Here is a 19,708-nt window from a genome sequence, read left to right as displayed (position 1 = left end):
CGTTTTGCTTACTTTTGCGCTTTTCAAAAGTGAGCCGCTGTAAAAGCGGAACCATTAGCAGCCGTTACCGCAGAAACGGATATGTACTCGGTCCGATCCAACATCCGGGTCGGCCCAGAGGCCGCCATCGGGGGCAAGCCCCCTCCCACATTTGGACCGGGATCGGCACAAAAGCCCGGCCAGCCCAGAGGCCATCGGGGACAAGCCCCCACATTTTGATCTCAGGGCGTTCAGTTACTCGGAGATCGCCCCGTCTACCAGCACCTGAGCCTCCTGCACCAACTGCTTGAGGTGATCCTCGCCGATAAAGCTCTCGGCGTAGATCTTGTAAATATCCTCGGTACCCGATGGACGCGCGGCGAACCAGCCGTTTTCGGTCATGACCTTCAAACCGCCGATAGCCTGGTCGTTGCCTGGCGCATGGCTGAGAACCTGCTGGATGCTCTCCCCGGCCAATTGCGTGGACGTAACCTGCTGCGGCGACAATTTGCCCAGCAGGGCCTTCTGCGCCGGCGTCGCCTTGGCATCGACGCGGATAGCGAACGGCTCACCGAGTGCGTCAGTCAGGCCGCGATAGAGCTGGCTCGGGTCCTGGCCCTTGCGCGAGGTCATTTCCGCGGCGAGCAGCGCCGGGATCAGGCCGTCCTTGTCGGTGCTCCAGACGGTACCGTCCTTGCGCAGGAACGAAGCCCCGGCGCTTTCTTCGCCGCCAAACCCCAACGAGCCTTCAAACAAGCCATCGGCAAACCACTTGAAGCCCACCGGCACTTCGTACAAACGACGGCCCATACGCGCCGCAACACGATCGATCAGGCCGCTGCTGACCACGGTTTTACCCACCGCCGCATCGGCACGCCAGTCGGGGCGGTTCTGGAACAGGTAATCGATGGACACCGCCAGGTAGTTGTTCGGCGCCAATAGCCCGCCCGACGGGGTCACGATGCCGTGACGGTCGTGGTCAGGGTCGCAGGCGAACGCCACATCGAAGCGCTCCTTGAGGCCGATCAGCCCTTGCATGGCATAGCTGGAAGACGGGTCCATGCGGATCTGGCCGTCCCAGTCCACACTCATGAAGCGGAAGGTCGCGTCGACTTCGGTGTTCACCACGTCCAGGTTCAGACGGTAGTGTTCGGCAATCGCCGACCAGTAACGCACCCCTGCTCCACCCAGCGGATCGACGCCCAGGCGCAAGTCGGCGCTGCGGATGGCATCCATGTCGATCACATTGACCAGGTCGGCCACGTAGCTGTTGAGGTAATCATGGCGGTGGGTGGTATCAGCCTTGAGCGCCTGGGCGTGGGTGATGCGCTTGACCCCGGCGAGCTGGTTGGCCAGCAGTTCGTTGGCCTTGGCTTCGATCCACTTGGTGACATGGGTGTCGGCCGGGCCACCGTTAGGCGGGTTGTACTTGTAGCCGCCACTTTGCGGCGGGTTGTGGGACGGCGTGATCACGATACCGTCGGCCAGGCCACGGGTGCGGCCACGGTTGTAGCAGATGATGGCGTGGGAAATCGCCGGCGTCGGCGTGTATTCGTCGCCTTCGGCGAGCATGACATGCACGCCATTGGCGGCGAGCACTTCCAACGCACTGGCGCCGGCCGGCGTCGACAGGGCGTGGGTGTCCAGGCCGACAAACAGCGGGCCATCGATGCCCTGGGCCTCGCGGTACAGGCAGATAGCCTGACTGATCGCCAGCACATGCCATTCGTTGAAGCTCAGCTCGAACGAGCTGCCACGGTGCCCGGAAGTACCAAACGCCACGCGCTGGGTGGAGATCGCTGCATCAGGCTGGCCGGTGTAATAGGCCGTGACCAGTCGCGGGATATCCACCAGCAACTGGGCTGGTGCCGGCTTGCCCGCAAAAGGACTGATAGTCATGCATAAACCTCGGAAAATGAGTATTCGGAAAAATGACAGTTTACGGGGACTTGGACTACTGCGCGACGGTATCGATCCCACAACTCAAACAGAAATTTCATACCCATCAGACCTGTGCCTGCTGCAGCGCCGCGGCCAACGTATCCAGCACGATATCCAGGTTCGGATGACCGCTGAATGCATGACTCAGGCGCATATGCTGGTGATGCAGGCCGCTGAGGCTGAACAGCTCACCCGGGGCGATCACCACCTGTTGCGTCACCAGGCGCTGGAACACCTGATGCATGTCCACCGCCGTCGTCGACTGCAGCCAGAAGCTGGCACCGGCGCCAGGCATTCGGTAGCTCACCCGCCCTTCCAACCGCACGTCCAGACGATGACTCATGGCCTGCGCTTGTTCGCCAAGCCGTTGGCGCAGCGTCTGCAAGTGCTGGTCAAACCGCCCGCTTTCGTACAAGCGCGCAATGGCCCGCTGGCGGATCGACGACAAACGGAATGCGCGCAACAAAAACTGGCGCTGCAATTGGCTGCTCAGTTGCCGCGACAGTACAAAACCAAACGGTGCTTCCGGACCAAGGGTCTTTTCCAGTGACGAAAACACCATCAGTCGCTCGGGGTTGACCAGGTCTCGCAAGGCCGTTGGGGACGGTACGAAGCTCAGTTCGCCAAAGGTGTCATTCTCCAGCAGCCAGCAACCGTAGCGTTCCAGCAGGTGCGCTACCTGCAACCGCTCCTGTAGCGACAACACGCTGCCTGACGGCATGCTCGCCACCGACGACAGCAGCACCAGATGCACCGGCTCGTGGCGCAGCAGGTGTTCAAAGGTCGTCAAATCGAAGTGTCCATCGGCCTGCCACGGCAGTTCGATAACCCGCACGCCAGCGCCCTGCAAGAGGCGCAAGACCCGATAATCGCAAGGTGACTCGACGACCACTACCGTGCCCTTGAGACCCAGGGCGTCGATCAGGATCTCCAGGACACCGCGCAAGTCGGCGCCGATATACACCTCATCCGCCTGCCAGCAACGCGTGGGCGACGAGGTATACCGCGCCGCCAGCGCCGCGCGCAGCTCCCAGACGCCAGAGGGTTGCAAGCGAGTTTGCAGGTGATGGGGATAGCGGCGGATCAACTGGCGCTCCAGCGTCAGCAATGCGCTATCGAGTGAGCCCAGCAGCGCCGGTTCATCGCCGCTGAGCACCACCATGGCCGGCCGCCGCGTTGCCGCATACAGGCGCTCAAGCAAGTCGGTACCGGTGGTCATTTGTGCGTTGGCGGCCACCGGCCAGGCAAAGTAGCCTGACTTGGCCACGGAGTAGATCCGCCCTTCTTTCTCCAATATCGAGTAAGCGTACTGAATCGTCGAGATCGACACCTTCAACCGGGTCGACAGTTGCCGCAGTGAAGGCAGCTTTACCGGTGTCTCAAGGCTGACTTCATTGATCAGGTTGATCATGTAGCGGTACACCGCCTGATAGGCAAAATCGGCTTGCCGCTCTCCTCGCAGCTTCATGAGCGTCCGCTCGGGCTTGCACGTACCGGCACGCTTAACGTCCCGACAACTGCGCAATCTGCGCCTGCACCCGCGCTCCGCGCCGTTTGCGTGCCTGGACGCCACGGCCCGCGTGCAGAGGCCGCTTGCGATACAAGTGCTGCAGGAGAGGCAATGGCAGGCCACTGGTGTCAATCAGCCATTGCTGCAACATGTCGGCAGCGGGCTTGCCCTGCAACGCCTTATGCAATTCAGGAAGCCCCACCAGCATGCCGGGATGGCACTGACGCAGGTAACCCTCCAGGCGCTCGCCGTGATGAATGAACGGAGAGAACAACAGGCAAGTCAGTTGGCCCTCGTCCAGGCCAAAGAACCCGCTGGCGTAGGTCGTCGACAACACGCGTCCCTCGTGACTGCTCATCTCGTCGATCAGGCTCTGCGGGATTTGTCGACGGCCCATCGCCCCCCTGGCCTGGTGCACGAACGCTTCGACGCCCTCCTCGTACGACAACTCCCGCAGGCAGCGAGCCTGCAGCCCATGCAGATGCGCCATGAGCAGCGGGTTGGGATAGTCAGGATGACTGAAGTGAAAGTCGAACGGGTCCGGCTTGTGGGCCAGGAAATCGGTCAGCAGCGGCGCCGAGGCGATATCGACCTCGTCGAGCAGATCGGCCACCCCGATATAGGCCAAATGGCGGTGCCCGCCACGGCCAGTGCCCTCGGTCTCCACGAACTGCTCGCCATAGAGGTCGCGGTAGCAACCGGTGCTCCACTCCTGCATGCGCGCAAACAGGATATTGAGCGAGGCGGGCCTGCGCGGCGGCACAGTGACGCCCGCGCCCAGTGCCGCGCGCTTGAGCCAGGCCAGGTATTGGCTCTGTTTGCGTGGCGCGTCGCCGCTGACCAGGGCGTGCACGCCGCCGTTCCACGTGCTGATGCGCTGGTAGAAATCCCCCATGGCCAGGTAAGTATCGTTGCACAGCGTTGCGCGGACATCCCCGGACGTCAGGTGCCCGATCATCAGCCTATTGCGCTGGCTGACCTCACGGCCAACGCTGGATGCCGGCCGCTGATGATGGAAAGGCTGCACATCCTGGTTTTCCACCATCAACAGCTCCACGCGAGGATCATCGTGGAAAAACAGCGCGCCGTAGCCCTCGTTCAGACTGTCGAGCGTCGCCTGTGTCATCCCGGCATGCCGCAACGTTGCGACCCGCAGGTGAAAAGTCTTGGGCGCACGGCCAGCGATGCTCAACTGCGCCGCTCGCAGCAGCGCCAGGGTGTAACTGCTCACCTCACCGCCGCCGTGCGCGATCAACACTTTGTAGTTGGCCACTTGTTCCATCCCGCCTGCCGCCACCACTATGCGCTGGATCAACAATTGGAGTGCAGTCCTTTCGGCGCGCGTGAAGTGCCCCATCAAACGTTGCAGAACTTGCTGATAAACATAGTTCATGGCTTGTTCGTGAATTGCGCTCATCGTTCTACTACCTGAGTTGAAATATCAGTTTCAAAGCAACTTTTGATACCGCTGCTTGACCCATTACATCTGTAGGCTTGTCTTCCGCTGGAGGGCACAAAGATGATTAAACACTAGCACCTGGCAACAAAATCACCGGCGCAGGCACCTGAGCCGCGCACGACCGAACCTACGCGCAGACGCGAAAATCCAGGGCCCCGTGTGGTCACGTCGCACACCCTAGGAATATTCCGACAACTTCCTACAGCGCCCTAACTAACAAACTAGCGAAACTTCCGACAAATATTAAATCAACCATTTAATCCTGCTCCTGACAACAAGGCCGGATGTTCTGAGCGCATTTCTGCAGCCAGGGTATCGCTTGATTAGTTCGCTGACGCGAGACAGTAGTGTGCAATAGCTAATCATTGCTCAATCCTTGAGATGATGGTGAAGCCACAATTATCGGCGCTCAAATAATGATTAATAGATACAGAACAACGCAGGAAAGCAGCTCAGATGATCTGCAGCGCGAACTTCAGTAACGCCCACACGACAGCGCCGCGCTGGATTTCAGGGCGGCGTGAGGGCAAAAGGTATTGTTTACGGGGCGCAGCGCCCTCGGAGCGGCTCAACCCTGGCGCGGGTTAAGCCCTGACAAATGGCGCATCTGCCGTATCCGCGCAGACGCTGGAGCATTCATTTGCGAATACTCCTACAGCTCAAACAGCTTCAACCTGCAACGCAACCCGTTCGCGGCACGGGCATTCGTCCATGTAGCGATGAGCTTCAACGAACTGGCTGAACGGAAACACTGTGGTTTTCAGCGGTACCAGTACCCGGTCGGCGGTCAGTTGGTTGATATCACGCAAGGCCCGCTGCAACGCCACGTGGTCCTGAATGATGCCCAGCTCCGGCTTGCCGGTGAAGTTGCCGATGCAATGCACGAAGAACTGAATGTTCTTCTGGAACGCCGCACAGGCGGGGAACGGCGTCTGGTTGCCGCCCTGCAGGCCGTACAACACCAGGCTGCCCCGTGGCGCCAGCACATCACCAAGCAACGACATCTGTGGCCCGCCAAGGCCGTCGAACACCACATCGACACCACGATCGCCGGTTATTTTGTTGATTTGCATGAGCAGGTCCTGCTCTTCGGTGACGATCACTTTTTCCGCCCCAAGGGACAGCAGGTACTCGCGCTCGTCGCTGTCTTTGGTCGCGGCAATCACGCGTACACCCAGGGCTTTGCCCAGCTGCACAAACGAAGGCCCGGCGCAGTGGCTGGCGTCGGTCACCAGGGCAAATTGCCCGGGTTTGACCCGTGCCAGGTCCATGTAGGCGAAATACGCAATCAACAGCGGCGTGTAATGCACGCTGGCTTCAATGGGGCTCAGGACATCCGGGTAACGGGTCAGGGCCGAACGCGGCAGGACAATCTGCTCGCCATACACCGGGTAATCGTTAGGGCTTTCGGCGGGGAAACTGGCGACCTTGTCGCCCACCGCCAAATCGTCCACGCCCTCACCCAGGGCGACCACCACACCGGCCATTTCATGACCCAGGCCAGACGGCAGACGTGCATGGGACGACGCCAGGTTCTGGCGCCACAGAATGTCGTACCAGCTGATACCAATCGCGTCGACACGCACCTGCACTTCGCCCGGTGCGGGCTGCGCGGCTGCATGCTCTTCGCATTTGAGCACCTCGGCCGGACCAAACTTGTGAAAACGAATCGTGCGGGACATCGCAAACCTCGTCAAAGTAACCTCTAATGCCATGAACTCTATCTGGGCTTTACGGGTAAGACCACAGGTCGCCATTAATAGTCGACATGCTTGTCATTGATTCCGCATGTGAGGAATAGACCTCAGCTAACGTAGGAAAACTCAATTATCCTGTGCAGAGTACCAGCCTTTCCCCGTAAGATTCATGCCGGTCATGCTTCAGAGTGGAACCTTGGAGGTTCTTGATATGGCCGCTCTCGTCAAGTTCGCTGACTCTTCCAGGACACAAGATGAACCGTAACGACCTGCGTCGTGTCGACCTTAACCTCTTGATCGTATTCGAAACCTTGATGCATGAGCGCAGTGTGACCCGCGCCGCCGAGAAACTGTTTCTCGGCCAGCCGGCCATCAGCGCGGCCTTGTCACGCCTGCGCGGGCTGTTTGACGACCCGCTGTTCGTACGCACCGGGCGCAGCATGGAGCCCACCGCCCGCGCCGTGGAAATCTTCGCCCTGCTCTCCCCGGCGCTGGACTCGATCTCCACCGCCGTCAGCCGCGCCGCCGAGTTCGACCCGGCCACCAGCACTGCGGTCTTCCGCATTGGCCTGTCCGACGACGTGGAATTCGCCCTGCTGCCACAACTGCTCAAACGCCTGCGCGCCGAAGCGCCCGGCATCGTGCTGGTGGTGCGTCGCGTCAACTACATCCTCATGCCCGGCTTGCTCGCTTCAGGCGAAATCTCCATCGGCGTCAGCTACACCGCCGACCTGCCGGCCAACGCCAAGCGCAAGGTCCTTCGCCGCAGCCTGCCGAAACTGCTGCGCGCCGACAGCGTGCCCGGCTCATTGAGCCTGGACGACTTCTGCGCAAGACCCCATGCCCTGGTGTCGTTCGCCGGTGACCTGAGCGGGTTTATCGATGAAGAACTGGAAAAACTCGGGCGCAAACGCCACGTAGTGCTGGCCGTTCCGCAATTCAACGGCCTGGGGACGCTACTGGCAGGCACCGATATCCTTGCCAACGTACCGGATTACGCCGCCGAGGCACTGACCTCGGCCGGCGGCCTGCGCGCCGAAGACCCGCCGCTGCCGGTGCGCTCGTTCGAACTGCACATGGCCTGGCGCGGGTCGCAGGATAATGATCCGGGGGAGCGGTGGTTGAGGTCGCGGATTCAGATGTTTTTTGGGGACCCCGATAGCCTGTAATGGAATTCTACTAAATTCCATAAAACCTTTTTATAACAACAAGTTATTGGTTGTTTAAGTCCATAGCCGTCTGTCTAAATCCAATGAATTCCACGACTCATGGGGGCATAATTGGGGGCAAATTTCGGTTCCTTAAAAAGGATGCCCCCACCGATGCCCCCAGATAATGCGGTTGTTTTCAAACGAAAACTCAGCGATGCCTTGATCCGATCACTGACCGAACCTGGCAAACACGCCGATGGCGAAGTTCCTGGCCTCTACTTGGAGGTGAGGGCGTCGAGTAAGGTCGGCAAATCCCCTTCCAAGGTTTGGCGATTGAAGTATCGGCTGCATGGGAAGGAAAACCGCTTCTCCATCGGCGCTTACCCCGACATTAGCCTCAAGGAGGCGCGCGACATTGCCCGCGGCGCACGCCGCGACGTGGCTAACCACACCGCTCCGCTCAAGGCCAAGACCGCCAAGATCGAGGCACAGTTGCTCAATGAAGAGCGCACCTTCGCTTACGTGGCCGAGCAATGGTTGGCATTCAAGTCTGCCGAACTGGTGACAAAATCCATCTCGGGCTTTACCGGAGCGCTGAACAACCACATCTTGCCTGCCATTGGCAAAAAACCGATCAGCGAGATCAAGTTGGAGCACATCACTACGATCATCACTGAGTTGCGCCGCCAACGCACCATGGCCATGGCCCGGCGCGTGCGCACCATCATACGTGCCGTTCTGGGCTTTGCCGAAGGTCGCGGCTGGGTGGAGCGCAACGTGGCGCTCAGCAACATTGAGGAGTTGAAGATTCGCCACATCGTGACCAGCAACCCGGCGATCGAAAGGCCATCCGACCTGGGCAGGTTTCTTCTACGCCTTGATGACTGCAACGACGGCAGCGTTGCCACCGCAATGCGCCTGCTGGTCATGTTGCCGGTCCGCCCAGGCGAACTGGTGCAGATGCGCTGGGAAGATGTCGACTTGGTGGGCGCCGATTGGCGTTATGTGGTGAGCAAGACCAAGCATCTGGACAAGAGCAAACACATCGTGCCGTTGCCTGAACAAGCCTTGGTTCTGTTACGCGAGCTACATAAAACCCGCGTGGTGGATGAAGAAGGCAAAGGCTGGGTGTTCGTCTCGCCGGTCTATCCGGGACGTCCCATAAACCCGACCTCCATGCTCAAGTCCTTTCAGCGTATTTGGCCGGAGTACAACATCACTGCTCACGGCTTTCGCGCGACCTACAGAACCATTGCACACGAGCACTTGGGAATCGATCCAATTGTGCTCGAACTATCGTTATCCCACAGAATGCCAGGTGCGCTAGGGGCTGTTTATGCGCGTGCGCAACTGCTAGCGCAACGCCGGGAAGCGGCTCAACGATGGGCTGACTATTTAGATCATCTACGGCAAAACGCTTGGCGAGTGACGACAGATTGACGATATACGAAAATCAGGAGAATGGAACAGGAAACGAGACTCGCATCTAACGCCCGCCCCATTGAAATCTAAAGATTTTCTTTTCTTGCCGAAGCAGGGGAGGACTTAATTATAAATTTTACTGAGGTACATCAGGAGCCAAGTACAAGTGACTCCATACTATGCCATTTAATTCTACTTATCGCCAATCGCCAATCGACGAACTCTCCCTCATTGACGCTGTTTTCGCATCACCGTAGAGAACTATGAATGAGAGAGCACGGGGATCCGTTGACTGAAAAAAAGGATCAGGATGCGTAAAGATATTAATGGGCTTCTTATTTACGTCATATCGACCTATGTTAGCTGAGCCTACGCTTGAAGCGGGCCAACCATTAACGAGTATTAATTAAAGGTCGGCATCCAGTCGTGACTAATAGCTAGTTAGACCTTGAATTGGGAGACTAACCTACACTGCTCAGCCGATAGTGCATTAAGGGTTGATCCTGACTCCAACGCTTTCTTCGCCGCTGTGGCGACTTGATCCGTAATTTGTCCCATTCCTGTTATTGTGAGGTTGATTTCTTCAGCCACCTGGCTTTGCTGTTCTGCAGCTGCAGCAATCTGATTATTCATCTCATTGATGATGTTTACGGACGCCGTGATACCCAGGAAGGTATGCGCGGCCATCTGCGCTTGCTGTAAACATGATTGAGTATGGGTATGACTTTCAAGCATTGATTGGGTCACCGACTGACTCCCCCCCTGCAAACGTTCGATGATTAATCTAACCTCCTCAGTCGCAAGCTGGGTTTTTTGCGCCAAGCTTCTAACTTCATCAGCCACAACAGCGAAACCACGGCCATGATCTCCGGCTCGAGCGGCTTCAATAGCGGCATTGAGTGCGAGCAAATTGGTTTGTTCTGCGATGGCACGGATCGCAGTTACAACAGCTCCTATATCATTGCTGCTTTCTTCGAGTACTTTCACCGTCTTGACAGAATTTTCCATGCGAATAGCGAGCGCGTGAATAGCGGCGACGGCGTCCTCCATCGCAACTTTCCCGTCAATTACCGCTTGTTCCGCACGCTCCGTTGCTTTTGCAGCATTCATGGCATTTGCTGCGACATCCTGCGAGGATGTAGTCATCTCATTAATTGCTGTTGCAATCTGCTCAACGTCACTCTGCTGACTCTGCATCCCTTTATGGGTTTGTGCCGCCATAGCGGCGCCGTCGGACGTTGAGTCAGCAATCATTTTGGTTGAGTCTACGACCTTAATAATTAACATCTGTAACTGTTCTAAAAACACATTAAACTCTTGAGCAATAAGCCCTAACTCGTCCGCCCGCGAACTACTCATTCGCTGGGTTAAATCCCCTTCCCCTTTAGCGACATTCTTTATCATCGCCAGCATATTGTGAAGTGGACGAACGATTCCACGCGCCACGAATCCGACAATCAGAATTCCAAAGCCACTCACCAGCAAACCAACTAATCCCATTGAGCGCGCTTCGGAAATGTAGCGTTTTTCCAAGAGATTTTTCAGATCGCTAACGCTCTTGAAAACTACACTTTCTGGAAGTCGCACCAATAGTGTCCACTTCGTAGCTGTGTTGGCAACGGCAAAACGAATTGCCAGCTGAATCATGCCTCGTTGATCAAGACTATAACTTTCGTCTGAAGTGCTTAGCGTTGAAAATGAGCTAACCAATTCTTTCCCGAAGGCTTCGCTAGCAGATTTCCCTACTTGACTAGCATCCCCAGTGTACGCTACGAAACGGCCGTTGCCGGAAACCAGGGCCATGTCACCCACCCCTCCATACAGCTCACGATTTGCTTTTTCGAGGATTTTTTGGACGAACTCCAAATCTAGCGATGCACCAGCAATACCTTTGAATTTATCCTTTACGAGAATCGGAGCGGTAAACGCAGTCAACTGTACTGATTTTCCGTTGATAGTATAAATTACAGGATCGGTTGCACAGGCAGAGCGACTTTCCTTTGGACACAAATAAAACTCGCCCTCTCTTACCCCCGTAGGTAGCAGAGCCTCACTTTCCATAGCATATAGCTTTGACAGAGTGTATTTGCCGCCTTCAGCGCGAAACCACAAGGGCAAGAAGCGCTCTTGCTCGGTCAAACCGCTATTAGCAGTTTTTTCAAAAATACCTTCTGGTTCCCAGGCTATGTAGGTAGTCACAAGTTGTGGGTTTTGAACGAGCGCATCAAGGGCAAGATCACTGAGCAACTTCCCTTCGGCGTCACGATCACCATCAGGCTTGGATGCAGCCAAAACATTGGCTCTTGCAAGATTTTTTGCGACCGCAATTGGCTGATCCAACTGCCTCTGAATTTCGCTAACCTGATACTTTGAAAGGCCTACCAAGTGCTCTTTAACCTCCCCCCCCAAAACCTCTCGGGTTTTATCACCGATCCAGTTCTGGGTTTTCTCTCCAGAGATTAGCGCATATAGCACTAATACTGCCACTACGGAGAGAATGGCAGCCCCTGCGTAAAACATAATGCTCAACTGAAGAGATTTTATTTTCATTATTTTCTCACTCTTGCTTAGGAAGCTAAAGGCGCTATTATTTTTTCCACAACTACTAGAGCACATGACCAGAACATTAATTGTTTTCTGACGCCGCGCGCGTCTTCAGTGCGCAGGCGTTAGGATGATGGCCATCCTTGGCCATTAGTTTCAATCGACTGCCTTAACCATATCTTCGATGACCTTCTTGGCGTCACCGAAAACCATCATGGTCTTGTCTAGGTAGAACAGTTCGTTATCCAAACCGGCATAACCACTGGCCATCGAGCGCTTGTTGACGATGATAGTCTTGGCCTTGAACGCTTCCAGGATCGGCATGCCGGCAATCGGCGAGTTCGGGTCGTTTTTGGCGGCCGGGTTGACCACGTCGTTCGCGCCAAGCACCAGCACCACATCGGCCTGGCCGAACTCGGAGTTGATGTCTTCCATCTCGAACACTTGGTCGTAAGGCACCTCCGCCTCGGCGAGCAGTACGTTCATGTGCCCAGGCATACGGCCCGCCACTGGGTGAATCGCGTATTTCACGGTGACGCCGCGATGGGTCAGCTTCTCGGTCAGTTCCTTGAGTGCGTGTTGCGCTCGCGCCACTGCCAGGCCGTAGCCCGGCACAATGATCAAGGTGTCGGCGTTGGTCAGCAGGAAGGTGGCGTCGTCGGCCGAACCGGATTTCACCGGGCGCGCTTCTTTCGAGCCCGCCGCCGCGCCGGCATCCGGCGCATTGCCGAAACCGCCGAGCAGTACGTTAAAGAAGGAGCGGTTCATCGCCTTGCACATAATGTACGAGAGGATTGCGCCGCTGGAGCCCACCAGGGAGCCGGCGATGATCAACATCGAGTTGTTCAGCGAGAAGCCGATGCCCGCCGCTGCCCAGCCGGAGTAGCTGTTGAGCATCGACACCACCACCGGCATGTCCGCGCCGCCGATCGGGATGATGATCAGCACGCCAAGCACGAAGGCCAGGGCCAGCATCAGGGCAAAGGCAGTGAGGTTGCCGGTGAACATGAACGCCAGGCCTAGGCCAAGTGTTGCGAGGCCGAGCACCAGGTTCAGCTTGTGCTGGCCGCCGAACTGTACCGGTGCGCCTTGGAACAGACGGAACTTGTACTTGCCCGACAGTTTGCCGAACGCGATCACCGAGCCGGAGAACGTAATTGCGCCGATGGCCGCGCCGAGAAACAGCTCCAGGCGATTACCGGCTGGAATCGAGTCGCCCAGGTGTTTGACGATGCCCAGGGATTGCGGCTCGACCACCGCGGCAATCGCAATAAACACGGCGGCCAGACCGATCATGCTGTGCATGAACGCCACCAGCTCCGGCATCTTGGTCATTTCTACGCGCTTGGCCATGATCGAACCGGCGGTGCCGCCGATCAGCAGGCCGACGATCACATAGCCGATGCCGGCGGTGGCGAGCTCAGCGCCCAGCTTATAGATGAGGCCCACCGTGGTAAGTACCGCCAGCGCCATGCCGAGCATCCCGAACAGGTTGCCGCGCCGCGACGTGGTCGGATGTGACAGGCCTTTGAGGGCCTGGATGAAACAGATCGACGCGATCAGGTAGAGCGTCGTTACCAGATTCATGCTCATTACTTCGGCGCCTCTTCTTTTGCTTTCGGGGCTTTCTTCTTGAACATCTCAAGCATGCGGCGGGTGACCAGGAAGCCACCGAATACGTTCACTGCTGCCAGTGCCACGGCCAGCGTGCCCATGGTCTTGCCCAGTGGTGTGACGGTGAGGGCTGCGGCGAGCATGGCGCCGACGATCACGATCGCGGAAATGGCGTTGGTCACCGCCATCAATGGCGTGTGCAGTGCGGGCGTTACGTTCCAGACCACGTGGTAACCGACATAAATCGCCAGCACAAAGATGATCAGGTTGTAGATACCGGGGGAGATAAGCTCTTCCATCGTCTGAATCCCTGCTTAGGCGTTTTTGCGGATGACTTGGCCGTCGCGGCACATCAGGCACGCAGCGACGATGTCGTCTTCGAGGTTGATTTCAAACTGCCCTTCCTTGGTGAAGACCAGCTTCAGGAAGTCCAGCAGGTTGCGCGCATACAAAGCTGACGCGTCGGCAGCGACGGCACCGGCCAAGTTGGTCGGGCCGCAGATGATCACGCCATTTTCCACCACCACCTGGTCGGCGACGGTCAGCGGGCAGTTGCCACCTTGGGCGGCGGCGAGGTCGATGACCACTGAGCCGGGCTTCATCTGTGCGACGGTTTCGGCGCTGAGCAGGGTCGGCGCTTTTCGGCCGGGGATCAGGGCGGTGGTAATGACGATGTCGGCCTGCTTGGCGCGCTCGTGCACGGCCAGGGCCTGGCGCTGCATCCAGCTGGTCGGCATTGGACGTGCATAGCCACCGACCCCGACGGCGCATTCGCGTTCTTCATCGGTTTCGTAAGGCACGTCGACGAACTTGGCGCCGAGGGATTCAATCTGCTCTTTGACGGCAGGGCGTACGTCGGACGCTTCGATCACCGCCCCCAGGCGTTTCGCCGTGGCAATGGCCTGCAGGCCTGCGACGCCGGCGCCGAGAATCAGTACGCGCGCGGCTTTTACAGTGCCGGCAGCGGTCATCAGCATCGGCATGAAGCGCGGGTAGTAATGCGCAGCCAGCAGCACGGCTTTGTAACCGGCGATGTTGGCCTGGGATGACAGCACATCCAGGCTCTGCGCCCGCGAAGTACGTGGCGCGGCTTCGAGTGCGAAAGCGGTGATGCCCTGCTCTGCCAGCTTGGCAATGGTTTCGTTGCTGAACGGATTGAGCATGCCCACCAACACTGTGCCGCTTTTGATCAGCGCGAGCTCGCTGTCGCTGGGAGCAACCACCTTGAGAATCAGCTCGGCGCCAAACGCATCGCCGGCACTGCCAATGGCCGCGCCTGCCGCTTCATAGGCACTGTCGACAATACTGGCTTTGATACCTGCGCCGCTTTGAACAGTGACCTTATGGCCCTGGCCGATCAGCTTCTTGATGGTTTCCGGGGTGGCAGCCACCCGCGTTTCACCCGTCAGAGTTTCGAGAGGAATACCGATTTTCACGTATATCTCCATACCAAGATAAGAACGCACCATGCGGCTGGATGAGCAGCCACCGCGTAGATATCTTCTGGTTTAGGTGAACGGGACTAGAGAGGAAGCAGAGGCCTGGCTAGGCAAATATTTTCGAGGGCTTGCGGGGGCTGCTCGATCGACCTTTCGTGCGAAGTGCTGAGGTTATGCAACGCTGGCTCAGCGTTCCCTAAAGCAGAATACACAGTGGAGGACTTTACTAATGTCGTGAGTAAGCAGCGAGCGTTGTGAGACGTCATCTGTAGACACCTTGTACGGCGCAGTTGGAGCGCTCTAGGTTCTCTCTGAAACGCATGAAAAGACGATCCACTCACAGGAGTTGTGTGGGGTACTGAACCGAGTCCGTTGTCCCGCGAGTGAGACAATCCTTAGCTAAGGAGGATCAGATCAGCCTATCTCTCATGCAATCTATTATTTTTATGCGCAGTGATGATGCACCACTAATATTCTAGCATGCAAGTACAAAAGCTGACCCTGTATGACACGATTTCGGCGGCGACCTATTTCACGCAATGTCCACCATTACGACTTCGCTGTGCTCAAGAGCATTGAAGTCCAGCAGGCTTTCATCTCTAACGGCCGCACCATCGCCCTCCTTCAGAATTTTATCATTCAACTTCATGCTGCCCTTGGCCACGACCAAATATGCTAAGCGAAGAGGGTCGATTGCATAGCGGGCGCTCTGGCCCTCTTGCAGCGTTGCTGCAACAAGACGCGCGTTACAGCGAATAGGCAACGCGTCTACGTCCCCTTCGAGCCCACTGGCCAAGGTCACAAAACGCCCTGCTGAAACACCCTTAGGAAACGGACGTGTCCCCCAAGATGGCGGCATACCGGCCTGGTCTGGCTGGATCCATATCTGGAAGGTCTTGGTGACACCTGGCTCAAGATTGTATTCACTATGGGCGATACCAGTGCCGGCACTCATGACCTGGACGTCTCCAGCAACCGTTCGCCCTCTGTTACCTAAGTTGTCCTGGTGGGTAATCGCCCCTTCGCTAACGTAGGTTATGATTTCCATATCCTTGTGGGGGTGAGAAGGAAAGCCTGAATTGGGCGCAATTATGTTGTCGTTCCAGACAAGCAGGCGCCCCCAGTTCATGCGATTAGGATCGTAGTAGCTCGCGAATGAAAAGTGATGTTTCGCGTTCAGCCACCCGTGGTGATCGCTACCAAGTTGATCAAATGGGCGCAGCTCTATCATGTCTTTTCCCCGGGTTCAGGTTGGAATTGGCAGACATCATCCTTTCAAAAAAACACTAAAAAAAGTGCAAATTAGTGTCCAATTCGTCCAGTATTTTAGATAGTTCATGAAGTGAAGCCGCGTATGGCGTCGAGGTCGGGAAGATCGCTACCGGTCGGCTACCATGTATTCGTCATCTGCTTTAAGGATGGCGCCCAATCGCTGCACGCCAAGTTTGTAATCAGGCGTGCCTATGGGCTCAGAAACGCTTAAAATTCTAGATTGCGGCAGATGACCAAACACCATCGACCAGACGATTTATGCCCAAAGGATTCGCATTTTTTAGCGCGTCAGGCAGAAGAGCATCTGGATAATTCTGATAGCACACTGGCCTCAGGAATCGATCTATGGCGGCCGTCCCTACTGAGGTTCCCCGAGCATCTGATGTAGCAGGGAATGGCCCGCCATGCACCATCGCATCGCATACCTCGACTCCCGTGGGATAGCCGTTAACAAGAATACGCCCCACCTTCTCTTCGAGCATTGGCACCAACCACTCATGCTCTGACAAGTCAGAACCTTCAGCGATCAGGGTGGCTGTTAGTTGCCCCCGAATCGCTTTTAAGACAGATCGCAGCTCATGACTATTAGCAGTTTCCACCAATATAGTGGTCGGCCCAAATACCTCTTCCTGAAGTAAGGAATCGCCGTCTATCAACAGCGCCGCATCGGCCTTGAAAAGTTGGGTCTCAGCCACACCGGCGGTTTGAGGTCTACCAGCAAGATGCGTGACTCCTGAGTGGGCGTGCAGCTTATGGACGCCTTGGCTATAGCTGCTTAATCCTCCAGCGTTAAGCATGGTCTGGGCGGGAGCTTGGCTAAGCCGATGTACTAAATACTCAATGAAGCGCGAGAACTCTGGCGATTTCAAACCGATAACCAAACCAGGATTAGTGCAGAACTGCCCTGCCCCCAGCGTCACTGAATCACCAAGCTCATTGGCGATTGCTGCGCCACGGATCTTAAGTGCCTCAGGAAGTACGAACACAGGGTTGATGCTCGACATCTCGGCGAACACCGGAATAGGCTGGGCACGTTCAGAGGCAATCTTGCAGAGTGCGGTACCACCTGACAGTGAACCCGTAAAACCAACTGCTTGAACAGCCGGGTGCTTAACCAGGGCTTCGCCGACCCTTGAGCCGAAAATCATGTTGAAAACACCTTGAGGCATTCCGGTGCGCTTTGCCGCGCGCTCAATCGCGCATCCCACAAGATCGGCCGTGGCCATATGTCCGCTGTGAGCTTTTACGATTACCGGGCAACCTGCTGCCAATGCTGCAGCGGTATCACCACCGGCGGTCGAGAACGCCAGTGGAAAGTTACTTGCTCCAAATACCGCAACGGGTCCGACCCCAATTCGATATTGACGAAGGTCAACTCGAGGAGCGGGCTTGCGCTCTGGCAAAGCACGATCAATACGAGCCCCGAGGTAATCGCCTCTACCTAAAAGTTTCGCGAACATCCGCATTTGATTGCTCGTACGAGCTCGCTCGCCCTGGATTCGCGCCGCAGGTAGTGCCGTTTCCCGGCTAACGATGGAGATGAAGTCATCGTCCAGGAAATCGAGCTCTTCTGCGATTGCTTCTAAAAACTCAGCCCTTCTAGATGGCAAAAGGTTTCGAAAAATAGGAAAGGCATCCTGAGCTGCACAGGCCGCTTCGTCCACCTCTTGAGGTGTTGCCTGGAAGAAAACGCAATCCAATTCCTCACCGGTAGCTGCTTCGATACTGCGTAATGAAGCAGCGCCTATACCACTGCGACTTCCTGCGATGAAGTTCTTACCAACAATATGCTGCATATGATCGATCCCCTCACTGCCTCTTGCGACAGCCTTAAGCGTTAGGTCTGCGAAAAACTGATAAAAGGGGCACACTAAGCCCCTTCAAAATCAGGCTGTACCCAGGACTTTCTCCAAAGCACCCTGAAGTTGAGTAATCGCCCCCTCAACGCTCCAAACTGCCTCCGATTGACGCCATGCAATGTAGCCATCAGGGCGAACCAGGATCGCTCCAGCTTCGTCAATCTCTCGCACGCGCTGCCAATCGAAATAGGCGTCAGCAGTACCCTTTTCACCTGTCACGACTGTGCGTAGGTAGGGAAGATTGAGCTCCTTCGCTGCACTGACCCAGGCCTGACCGGAAAGACCGGTGACCAGAGAGAATTTGCCCTTGCCTGTTACGTCAAGTGTTGACGTCCTCAGTCCGTTTTTATCGACGAGCCAGGCATGGGGAATCTTCGCACCAGGCCGAGTAGTCGCTTGCAGGAAGAGTTGTTTATCTTGAGCCCAAACCTCTTCACCGGCGGCCTCGTCAACAACAACTGCATCGGATTCATAGCGTTGATTCAGCTCTACGCCCTGAGCGTTGAACTCATAATCCTTGAGCTCGAGAGCCTTCTGAAGAAGCTCGCGAGTTTTCGCGCCTTCCGCAGTCGGTTCGCGCATACGCTTAAGCAATTTGTCGACGGTGTCCACGCCCTGGTTCATTTTGAAGCATTCTTTGAAAAGCCCGTAATCCGCTCGTGATTGGTTGGCCCGCGTGACAATTTGTTTTCCTACGGGTTGACGCTCAAGAGTGTAGGAGTCCAGCAGGGATTGATTCGCGTAGCCCTTAATGACGTAAGCCAGTTTCCAAGCAAGGTTGAAGCCGTCCTGCACCGAAGTATTCGAACCCAACCCGCTTGATGGCGGATGACGATGCACGGCATCACCGCCGCAATGCACCCGACCGTTGGAGTAGAAGGACGCGTATGCCTGATTAACGTACCAGGTGCTGTTCCTGACTATCTCTACTTCGAGTTCAGGATCACCCACAAGAGTACGGATACGCTGCAGAACATGTTCTGGTGAAAAATCAGGTTCGCCCTTCGCCATGTCGAAGCCCCAACCGGCGATCCATTGACTCCAAGGCTTGACCGCGCGAAGCAAGCCCATGCCAATCTCACCAAAGCCAGCAACAGGATTCGCAATCCACTGCAGCACACTCGGGCGATGGGCAACGTACCGGCTTAGATCAGCGTTAAAAACAACATAGGCAGTTCCTGCTCGAGCCATCTCCCCTTCGATAGGCAGGCCTATGTGCTCGACAATTTTCGAGCGCGCGCCATCCGCTCCCACCAAGTAACGGACACGAATCGTGTACTCGCGCTCCGTGAGTAGGTCTTTGAGGGTGACCGTAACGCCGTCCGCATCTTGGACGTGATTGAGGTACTCGGTGTTAAACGAGAATTGCGCGCCACGCTCAGCGGCGTGTTGAACCAGAATAGGTTCCATGAGCGGTTGGACGATATCAGCCATTGGGCATGGGCTGCCTTTGATGTAATCGCCTTTGCGTGCATCACCTGACCCCCAGGATCTCATCCGAGCGATCTCTTCACCAGCCAAGCTGGTGGTGATTAGGGCGTCTCCCATTAGCTCCCACGGCGTCGCGTGTTTCTTGACTACATCTTCAACACCCAGGTCACGGAAGACCTCCATGGCCCGTTGATTCGTAATGTGAGCACGCGGGGAGTTGGCCAAGTAATTGAACATGGTGACAACTCGCACTCTTACTCCATAGGTGGCTAGAGCGAGTGCTGTGGTGGCGCCGGCAGGACCTGTTCCCACAACCAAAACGTCAGTATCGAAGTGCTGGGAATTGTTCATTATTGTTGTCTCCATTACGACAGGCTTGTAGTTATTGTC

General features: G+C 56.5%; 12 protein-coding genes and 2 pseudogenes. 2 read left to right on the top strand and 12 right to left on the bottom strand.

Going from position 1 to position 19,708, the window contains the following annotated elements; translation table 11 throughout:
* Positions 1-234: 234 nt before the first annotated feature.
* From pgm to BFP96_RS06315, 4 genes are all read right to left on the bottom strand, one after another.
* Positions 235-1,878: a phosphoglucomutase (alpha-D-glucose-1,6-bisphosphate-dependent) gene (gene pgm, locus BFP96_RS06330; RefSeq protein ID WP_065935842.1), complete on the bottom strand. Its 1,644-nt coding sequence runs from the start codon at positions 1,876-1,878 to the stop codon at positions 235-237.
* A 106-nt stretch (positions 1,879-1,984) separates the two neighbouring features.
* On the bottom strand, positions 1,985-3,388 hold the full coding sequence (locus BFP96_RS06325) for an aminotransferase-like domain-containing protein (RefSeq protein WP_065935841.1): 1,404 nt from the start codon (positions 3,386-3,388) through the stop codon (positions 1,985-1,987).
* A gap of 34 nt (positions 3,389-3,422) precedes the next feature.
* Complete coding sequence (locus tag BFP96_RS06320; RefSeq protein ID WP_083216594.1) at positions 3,423-4,847, bottom strand: hypothetical protein; 1,425 nt, start codon at positions 4,845-4,847, stop codon at positions 3,423-3,425.
* Positions 4,848-5,548: 701 nt separating this feature from the next.
* Positions 5,549-6,571 carry a zinc-dependent alcohol dehydrogenase family protein gene (locus tag BFP96_RS06315; RefSeq protein WP_065888106.1) on the bottom strand — a complete coding sequence of 341 codons (1,023 nt, stop codon included), beginning with the start codon at positions 6,569-6,571 and terminating at the stop codon, positions 5,549-5,551.
* A gap of 269 nt (positions 6,572-6,840) precedes the next feature.
* On the opposite strand from BFP96_RS06315, the gene BFP96_RS06310 reads away from it, so the two are divergent.
* The gene (locus BFP96_RS06310) at positions 6,841-7,755 is read left to right on the top strand and encodes a LysR family transcriptional regulator (protein WP_065892809.1); all 915 of its coding nucleotides are present in this window, start codon (positions 6,841-6,843) and stop codon (positions 7,753-7,755) included.
* A gap of 153 nt (positions 7,756-7,908) precedes the next feature.
* On the top strand, positions 7,909-9,177 hold the full coding sequence (locus BFP96_RS06305; protein WP_065892810.1) for a tyrosine-type recombinase/integrase: 1,269 nt from the start codon (positions 7,909-7,911) through the stop codon (positions 9,175-9,177).
* 423 nt (positions 9,178-9,600) lie between these two features.
* On the opposite strand, the pseudogene BFP96_RS31725 reads toward BFP96_RS06305, so the two are convergent.
* From BFP96_RS31725 to BFP96_RS06270, 8 genes and pseudogenes are all read right to left on the bottom strand, one after another.
* Positions 9,601-10,119, bottom strand: a pseudogene (locus BFP96_RS31725) (methyl-accepting chemotaxis protein); the annotation flags it as partial.
* Between the two features lie 339 nt (positions 10,120-10,458).
* Positions 10,459-10,659 (bottom strand): annotated as a pseudogene (locus BFP96_RS31720) (HAMP domain-containing protein); the annotation flags it as partial.
* Positions 10,660-11,859: 1,200 nt separating this feature from the next.
* The gene (locus BFP96_RS06295) at positions 11,860-13,296 is read right to left on the bottom strand and encodes an NAD(P)(+) transhydrogenase (Re/Si-specific) subunit beta (protein WP_065935839.1); all 1,437 of its coding nucleotides are present in this window, start codon (positions 13,294-13,296) and stop codon (positions 11,860-11,862) included.
* Positions 13,296-13,616 (bottom strand): NAD(P) transhydrogenase subunit alpha, encoded by a 321-nt coding sequence (locus BFP96_RS06290; protein WP_003220416.1) that lies wholly within the window; start codon positions 13,614-13,616, stop codon positions 13,296-13,298. The genes BFP96_RS06295 and BFP96_RS06290 overlap by 1 nt, the downstream gene beginning before the upstream one ends.
* 15 nt (positions 13,617-13,631) lie before the next feature.
* Entirely contained in the window at positions 13,632-14,753 is a 1,122-nt protein-coding gene (locus BFP96_RS06285) for a Re/Si-specific NAD(P)(+) transhydrogenase subunit alpha (protein ID WP_065935838.1), read from the bottom strand.
* A gap of 535 nt (positions 14,754-15,288) precedes the next feature.
* Complete coding sequence (locus BFP96_RS06280; protein ID WP_017138694.1) at positions 15,289-15,987, bottom strand: pirin family protein; 699 nt, start codon at positions 15,985-15,987, stop codon at positions 15,289-15,291.
* 256 nt (positions 15,988-16,243) lie between these two features.
* Entirely contained in the window at positions 16,244-17,824 is a 1,581-nt protein-coding gene (locus BFP96_RS06275) for an aldehyde dehydrogenase (NADP(+)) (RefSeq protein WP_065935844.1), read from the bottom strand.
* A 90-nt stretch (positions 17,825-17,914) separates the two neighbouring features.
* Positions 17,915-19,669 (bottom strand): FAD-dependent monooxygenase, encoded by a 1,755-nt coding sequence (locus BFP96_RS06270; protein WP_058422020.1) that lies wholly within the window; start codon positions 19,667-19,669, stop codon positions 17,915-17,917.
* Positions 19,670-19,708: the final 39 nt, after the last annotated feature.

Source organism: Pseudomonas sp. 34 E 7 (assembly GCF_900005715.1).
GTDB classification, from domain to species: Bacteria; Pseudomonadota; Gammaproteobacteria; order Pseudomonadales; family Pseudomonadaceae; genus Aquipseudomonas; species Aquipseudomonas orientalis_A.
Note: the sequence above shows the minus strand (reverse complement) of the source record. Positions and strands in the feature narration are given on the sequence as shown.

Excerpts from the sequence above, each read along its gene's own strand:
- pgm (WP_065935842.1), bottom strand. The coding sequence starts at position 1,878 with ATGACTATCAGTCCTTTTGCGGGCAAGCCGGCACCAGCCCAGTTGCTG.
- BFP96_RS06325 (WP_065935841.1), bottom strand. The coding sequence starts at position 3,388 with ATGAAGCTGCGAGGAGAGCGGCAAGCCGATTTTGCCTATCAGGCGGTG.
- BFP96_RS06320 (WP_083216594.1), bottom strand. The coding sequence starts at position 4,847 with ATGAGCGCAATTCACGAACAAGCCATGAACTATGTTTATCAGCAAGTT.
- BFP96_RS06315 (WP_065888106.1), bottom strand. The coding sequence starts at position 6,571 with ATGTCCCGCACGATTCGTTTTCACAAGTTTGGTCCGGCCGAGGTGCTC.
- BFP96_RS06310 (WP_065892809.1), top strand. The coding sequence starts at position 6,841 with ATGAACCGTAACGACCTGCGTCGTGTCGACCTTAACCTCTTGATCGTA.
- BFP96_RS06305 (WP_065892810.1), top strand. The coding sequence starts at position 7,909 with ATGCCCCCAGATAATGCGGTTGTTTTCAAACGAAAACTCAGCGATGCC.
- BFP96_RS06295 (WP_065935839.1), bottom strand. The coding sequence starts at position 13,296 with ATGAGCATGAATCTGGTAACGACGCTCTACCTGATCGCGTCGATCTGT.
- BFP96_RS06290 (WP_003220416.1), bottom strand. The coding sequence starts at position 13,616 with ATGGAAGAGCTTATCTCCCCCGGTATCTACAACCTGATCATCTTTGTG.
- BFP96_RS06280 (WP_017138694.1), bottom strand. The coding sequence starts at position 15,987 with ATGATAGAGCTGCGCCCATTTGATCAACTTGGTAGCGATCACCACGGG.
- BFP96_RS06275 (WP_065935844.1), bottom strand. The coding sequence starts at position 17,824 with ATGCAGCATATTGTTGGTAAGAACTTCATCGCAGGAAGTCGCAGTGGT.
- BFP96_RS06270 (WP_058422020.1), bottom strand. The coding sequence starts at position 19,669 with ATGAACAATTCCCAGCACTTCGATACTGACGTTTTGGTTGTGGGAACA.